The sequence below is a fragment of the Pseudarthrobacter sp. NPDC092202 genome (assembly GCF_044755505.1).
In the GTDB taxonomy this organism is placed as follows: domain Bacteria; phylum Actinomycetota; class Actinomycetes; order Actinomycetales; family Micrococcaceae; genus Arthrobacter.
The window spans coordinates 1-5,997 of record NZ_JBIVRG010000032.1; the positions used below are offsets into that span (position 1 = coordinate 1).

The 5,997-nt window shown below is 66.1% G+C and carries 5 protein-coding genes; all 5 read left to right on the forward strand.

All coding sequences use genetic code 11. The features are described 5' to 3' along the window. A partial coding sequence (locus tag ACIQF4_RS21070) for a sugar phosphate nucleotidyltransferase (protein ID WP_400580046.1) occupies positions 1 to 465 on the forward strand: 465 nt, incomplete at its 5' end. 168 nt (positions 466 to 633) lie between these two features. Next, a complete protein-coding gene (locus ACIQF4_RS21075) occupies positions 634 to 1,413 on the forward strand; it encodes a response regulator transcription factor (protein ID WP_400517880.1) in 780 nt (259 codons plus the stop codon). A 202-nt stretch (positions 1,414 to 1,615) separates the two neighbouring features. Further along, entirely contained in the window at positions 1,616 to 2,842 is a 1,227-nt protein-coding gene (locus ACIQF4_RS21080) for a thiamine pyrophosphate-dependent dehydrogenase E1 component subunit alpha (protein ID WP_400517882.1), read from the forward strand. Then, positions 2,839 to 3,951, forward strand: coding sequence for an alpha-ketoacid dehydrogenase subunit beta (locus ACIQF4_RS21085; RefSeq protein ID WP_400517884.1), 1,113 nt, complete (start codon positions 2,839 to 2,841; stop codon positions 3,949 to 3,951). Before ACIQF4_RS21080 ends, ACIQF4_RS21085 begins: the two co-directional genes overlap by 4 nt. Before the next feature lie 2 nt (positions 3,952 to 3,953). Continuing rightward, positions 3,954 to 5,495, forward strand: a complete 1,542-nt coding sequence (locus tag ACIQF4_RS21090; RefSeq protein ID WP_400517885.1) for a dihydrolipoamide acetyltransferase family protein — start codon at positions 3,954 to 3,956, stop codon at positions 5,493 to 5,495. The last annotated feature ends 502 nt before the right edge of the window (positions 5,496 to 5,997 follow it).

Below are 5,997 nucleotides of genomic sequence, written 5' to 3' on the forward strand. Positions count from 1 at the left end.
CTGCTGACCACCATGATGGAGGTGCAGCAGAAGACCGGCGGTTCGGTGATCGCCCTGATCGAGGTGGATCCGGCCCAGATCAGCGCCTACGGCTGCGCGGACATCACCGCTGTGGACGGCGAGGATTACGTCCGCGTGAACAGCCTGGTGGAGAAGCCGGCTGTGGGGGATGCTCCGTCCAACCTGGCCGTGATCGGCCGGTATGTCCTGCACCCGGCCGTGTTCGGGATCCTGGAGGAGACCGGGCCGGGCCGCGGCAATGAGATCCAGCTGACGGATGCGCTGCAGACCCTGGCTGCCGGCGAGGGCGAAGGCTCCGGGGTGTACGGGGTGGTGTTCAAGGGCCGCCGCTTCGACACCGGGGACAAGCTCAGCTACCTCAAAGCCGTCATCACCCTGGCGTCCGAGCGGGTGGAGTTCGGCGAGGACCTGAAAACCTGGATGAAGGGCTTCGTCAACGGCTGACGCGGCCCATACCCAGCCACCTTGGGCACTGCATCGAATGCTTGAGGACAGAGTTAAAAGTGCGGCCCGGATTATTGCTGGCCTTGATGCTCGAGTGGCCCGGGCCGCCGGCGGCAGCAACTCCCCTTCAGCGCAATAACCCAGGGCTCCTCGACGGAGGGAGAAGTGATGGGGGAGGGCCGCGTGGCGGTGGTGATCGAGGACGATGGCGATATGCGGGCGGCGCTGGCTGAGACTCTCCGGCGGTCCGGCTTCGCCGTGCACGCAGCCTCGTCAGGATCCGAAGGTCTTGGGAGCGTGCGGGAACACAACCCTGACATCGTGATGATTGACATCGGGCTGCCGGACTTTGATGGCTTTGAAGCGTCCCGGCGCATCAGGACCTTCAGCGACGCCTACATCATCATCGTCAGCGGCCGGTCAGATGAAGCGGATGCGCTCATGGGGTTTGAGGCGGGAGCTGATGATTACCTCACCAAACCCTTTCGCCCCAGGGAACTGAGGGCGCGCGTAAAAGCGGTGTTCCGCCGTCCGAGAAGCATGAATCACTACAGCGGCGACCACTATCCCAGTTCCGCCCGTCCCGGGACAGGCGGCAAGACCCTGCCTGTGGTGCCGGTAGGCCGGTTCGACTTCGTCCACAAGGGACTTGCCCTGCATGAGGGTACCCGCCAGGTAGTGATTGATGGTGCCCCCGTCGCCCTGACCCGCAGTCAGTTCAACATCCTGTTGGTGCTCATGGAGAACGGCCGGACGGTCCAGACCAAAGCCGATCTGGTGCGACGGCTACGCAATGAGCCCTACAGCAGTGGTTCCTTTGTCAGCGCAGGCGACGAGCGTGCAGTGGAGGTGCACCTTAGCAACCTCCGCAAGCGGCTCGGGGACCACTCCAAAAGACCCCGATGGGTGGAAACGGTACACGGCCTCGGCTACCGCATGACCCCGTAGGTGCTGACGCAGGGCGGGTACGTCAACGTTCCGACCAGCCAATTTGTCCACCGCACATATCCGTAACCTGGCTCACACTGCCAAATCGTCTTCCAGAAACGGCGTTATTGAGCAGCTTCTCCACGATTCCTTCAGGCGCTGGATACGAAACCGGCCGCAGGACGATACTGGGAAGGAATAGTGGCAACAGAAGGACGGAACAATGACGATCTCCGCAGACCACACCGCGCACCCGGACACAACCAGCCAGGCACCGGCCGAGGACACCCTCGCCGAGGCCGCCAAGAAGTTCGGCATCACGGCTGAGGACTACATGCTTCCCGCCCGGCACCAGATCGAGATGGTGGACCCGGACGGCCGGCTCAAGCCCCAAGGTGAGCAGGGCACCGAACCCGGCCACGAATACCCCCTGCCAGGCGATGAGGAACTGCTGGCAGCTTACGAGCAGCTCGTCGTCGGACGCCGCGTCAATGACCAGAACTCCGCCCTGGTCCGGCAGGGCCGCATGGCCGTCTACCCCTCCAGCCACGGCCAGGAAGCCTGCCAGGTGGCCGCCGCCCTGTGCCTTTCCAAGGGCGACTGGATGTTCCCCACCTACCGCGACGCCGTCGCCGTGATGACCCGCGGCGTAGACCCCGTGCAGGTGATGACCATCTTCCGCGGCGACTGGCACGGCGGGTTCGATCCCCTCCAGCACAAGGTGGGCATCCAGTGCACCCCGCTCACCACCCAGCTGCTGCACGCCGTGGGTGTGGCCCACGCCGCCAAGCTCCGCGGCGAGGACACTGTGGTGCTGGCCATGTGCGGCGACGGCGCCACATCCGAAGGCGACTTCCATGAGGCCCTGAACTTCGCGGCCGTCTTCCACCTGCCCGTCATCTTCTTCGTTCAGAACAACAAGTACGCCATCTCGGTGCCGCTGGCACACCAGTCCGTGGCGCCGTCGCTCGCGCACAAGGCCGTGGGCTACGGCATGGCCGGCGAACGCGTGGACGGCAACGACGTGGTGGCGCTCCTCGCCGTCCTGGACCGCGCCGTTGCGCTGTGCCGGGGCGGCTCCGGCCCCCTGCTGGTGGAAGCCAACACCTACCGCATGCAGGCCCACACCAATGCCGACGACGACACCCGCTACCGGGAAAGCTCTGAGGTGGCGGAGTGGCGGGCCAAGGACCCGGTGAACCGGATGCGCACCTACCTGACGGACCGCGGTTTATTGGACGACGACGGCGAGGCACGGATCCGCGAGAAGGCGGAAGCGGTTGCCACGCAGCTTCGTGACGAGCTCAGCGAGGACGTGCCCGGGGACCCGCAGGAACTATTCCGCCACGTCTTCGAAAAGACCACGCCGCAGCTGAAGGAACAATCCGCCCTGCTCGCCGACGAACTCGCGCGCGACGCATCATCAACATCACAGGAGGTCGGCAAGTGAGCCCCACCATCACCACATCCTCCCAGGCCAACGGCAACGTTTCTGCTGCCACCGCCCGGGCCGCCGCCTCCGCCGCCGCTTTGTCGGAAGCGTCCGGCCCCCAGCCGGTCACCATGGCCAAGGCGCTGAACACTGCTTTGGCCGACGCGATGCACGCTGACCCCTCCGTCCTGGTGTTCGGTGAGGACGTGGGGCTCCTCGGCGGGGTCTTCCGCATCACGGACGGGCTCACCGCCACGTTCGGCGAGCAGCGCTGCTTCGACACCCCGCTGGCCGAGTCCGGCATTGTGGGCATGGCCGTGGGCATGGCCATCAACGGGATGCGCCCCGTGATCGAGATGCAGTTCGACGCGTTCGCCTACCCGGCGTTCGAGCAGATCGTCAGCCACGTGGCCAAGATGCACAACCGCACCAAGGGTGCCGTGAAGCTGCCCATGGTGATCCGGGTTCCCTACGGCGGCGGCATCGGGGGAGTGGAGCACCACTGCGACTCCTCCGAGTCCTACTACGCCCACACCGCCGGCCTGAAGGTGTTCACCCCCGCCACCGTGGCGGACGGGTACCGGATGCTCCGCGAGGCCATCGACTCGGACGATCCCGTGGTGTTCATGGAGCCCAAGAAGCTCTACTGGTCCAAGGACTTCGTGGACCTTCCGGAGCTGCGGGCCGCCCACTCCGCCGCTGCTTCGGCGGGCCAGTCCTCGGAAGGCCGTGCCGCCGTCGTTCGTCCCGGAACCGACGCCACCCTGATCGCCTACGGCCCGTCCGTCCCCACCGCGCTCGCCGCCGCCGAGGCCGCCGCGCTGGAAGGGCGCTCGCTGGAAGTCATCGACGTGCGCACCATTGTGCCGTTTGACGACGAGACGGTGTGCGAGTCCGTGCGGAAGACCGGCCGGGCCGTGGTGATCGCCGAGGCCCACGGCTTCGCGTCCGTGTCCTCCGAGATCGTGGCCCGGGTGCAGGAGCGCTGCTTCCACCACCTGGCCGCCCCCATCCGCCGCGTCACCGGGTTCGACATCCCTTACCCGGCGCCCAAGCTTGAGAAGTACTACCTGCCCGGCGTGGACCGCATCCTCGACGCCGTTGACGACCTTCAGTGGGAGAACTGACCATGAGTGAAACACGCGTGTTTTTGCTGCCGGACCTGGGCGAAGGCCTCACCGAAGCCGAACTGGTGTCCTGGCACGTTGCCGTGGGCGACACGATCTCCGTGGACCAGCCCATCGCCGAGGTGGAGACCGCCAAGTCCACTGTGGAGGTGCCGTCCCCGTACGCCGGGATTGTTGCCGAGCTGCACGGGCAGCCGGGGGAGACCCTGGACGTGGGGAAGCCGCTGATCTCGGTGACGCCTGTGTCTGTTGGTGGGCCTGCTGCGGATGCTGCCGCCCCTGCTGAGCCGCTCGTCGGGCCTTCCGAGACCGAGCTGGGTGAAGCTTTGGACGAGCCGGCGGACACCCCGGCCCAGGCCGAGGCCGAGGCGTACCGGGAAGAAGAAAAAGCCGGGTCCGGCAACGTGCTCATTGGTTACGGAACCCCGGGCGGCCACGGCGTTGCCCGGCGCACCCGCGCGCGGAAGGCTCCTGCGGCCTCCGGCTCCGGTTCGGTCAGCACCCTTCCCTTGGAGGATGGAGCGGCCGACGGCGGCGCGGTAGAAAGTGCCGACCTTGACCTTTCGCTCCTGCGCACCAGGGTCCCCGGCAAGCTCGGCGCGGTGATCTCGCCGCTGGTCCGGCGCATGGCCCGGGAGCACGGCGTGGACCTCGGCGAACTCCCCGGCTCCGGCGAAGGCGGCCTGATCATGCGCCGCGATGTGGAAAAGGCTATTCATGCTCCGGTAGTTGAGCCTGCGGAAACCAAGCCCGCAGAGACCAGGCCCGTCGAGACCCGCTCGGTTGAGCCGGCAGAAACCCCGGCCACAGGCACCGCAACTACCGACGCCCGGACCGGCCTGCCGATCGCCGCCCGGACGCCGGTCAAGGGCGTCCGCAAGGCCGTGGCCATCAACATGGCGCGCAGCCGCTCCGAGATCCCCGAGGCGACCGTCTGGGTGGACGTGGACGCCACCGCGCTCATGGATCTCCGCGAGGAACTCAAGTCCGGCAGCGCCCAGGTGCCCGGCCTGCTCGCGTTCCTTGCCCGATTTGTCACGGCCGGGCTAAAAAAGCACCCGGAGCTGAACACCCGCATCGAAACCGCGGAGGACGGGTCGCAGGAGATCGTCTCGTTCAGCGGCATCAACCTCGGCATCGCCGCGCAGACCGACCGCGGCCTGGTGGTCCCGTCCGTCCGGGCCGCCGAAAAGCTGACCGCCCGCGAACTGGACGCGGAGATCCGCCGGCTCACCGACGTCGCACGCCAGGGCAAGGCGACCCCCACGGAACTCGGCAGCGGCACGTTCACGCTCAACAACTACGGCGTGTTCGGCGTGGACGGCTCCGCGGCGATCATCAACCACCCCGAGGTAGCCATCCTGGGGGTGGGCCGGATCATCGACAAGCCCTGGGTGGTCAACGGCGAGCTGGCCGTCCGCAAGGTCACCGAGCTCACCCTGACCTTCGACCACCGGGTCTGCGACGGCGGCACGGCGGCAGGCTTCCTCCGCTTCGTAGCCGACGCCATAGAAAACCCAAAGTCCCTCCTAGCCGACCTCTAAAACCCAACCCTCTCTCACTTAACGTCGGTAATTCCCAAACCCTCTATCACTCGATGTCGGCCTACCGGAAACCCTCTATCACCTGATGTCGGTTTTCCTGGAGCCCTCTCGCACTTGATGTTGGTTTTTCGGAAACCCTCTATCACTCGATGTGGGGTTTCCCTGGATCCCTCTAGAGGTCCTTTTCGACGCGAATAAGATTTACCGACACGCAAAGAGGATGGCTCCACCCGGATATGGGCCGCGCCATCCTCTTCGCGTGTCGGAGGCGAGCATGCGCGCGTTCCCGAAGGGTGACCTGTGCGACGGCGGCCGCGTGCCGCCGTCGCACTCCTTTAAGAGACGCCAGCGCGGCAAAGCTTAAAACAAAGGACACTGGCTTGCCGATAGCGTGGCCGGCGCAAAAACGGCTCTTCGCAGTTGAGGGTGTAGTCGAGGGTCGGCGGCTGGTTCGTGGATAGACGTCGAGGTCTTCCAGGATGGAAGTTCTCACACTGCCCAT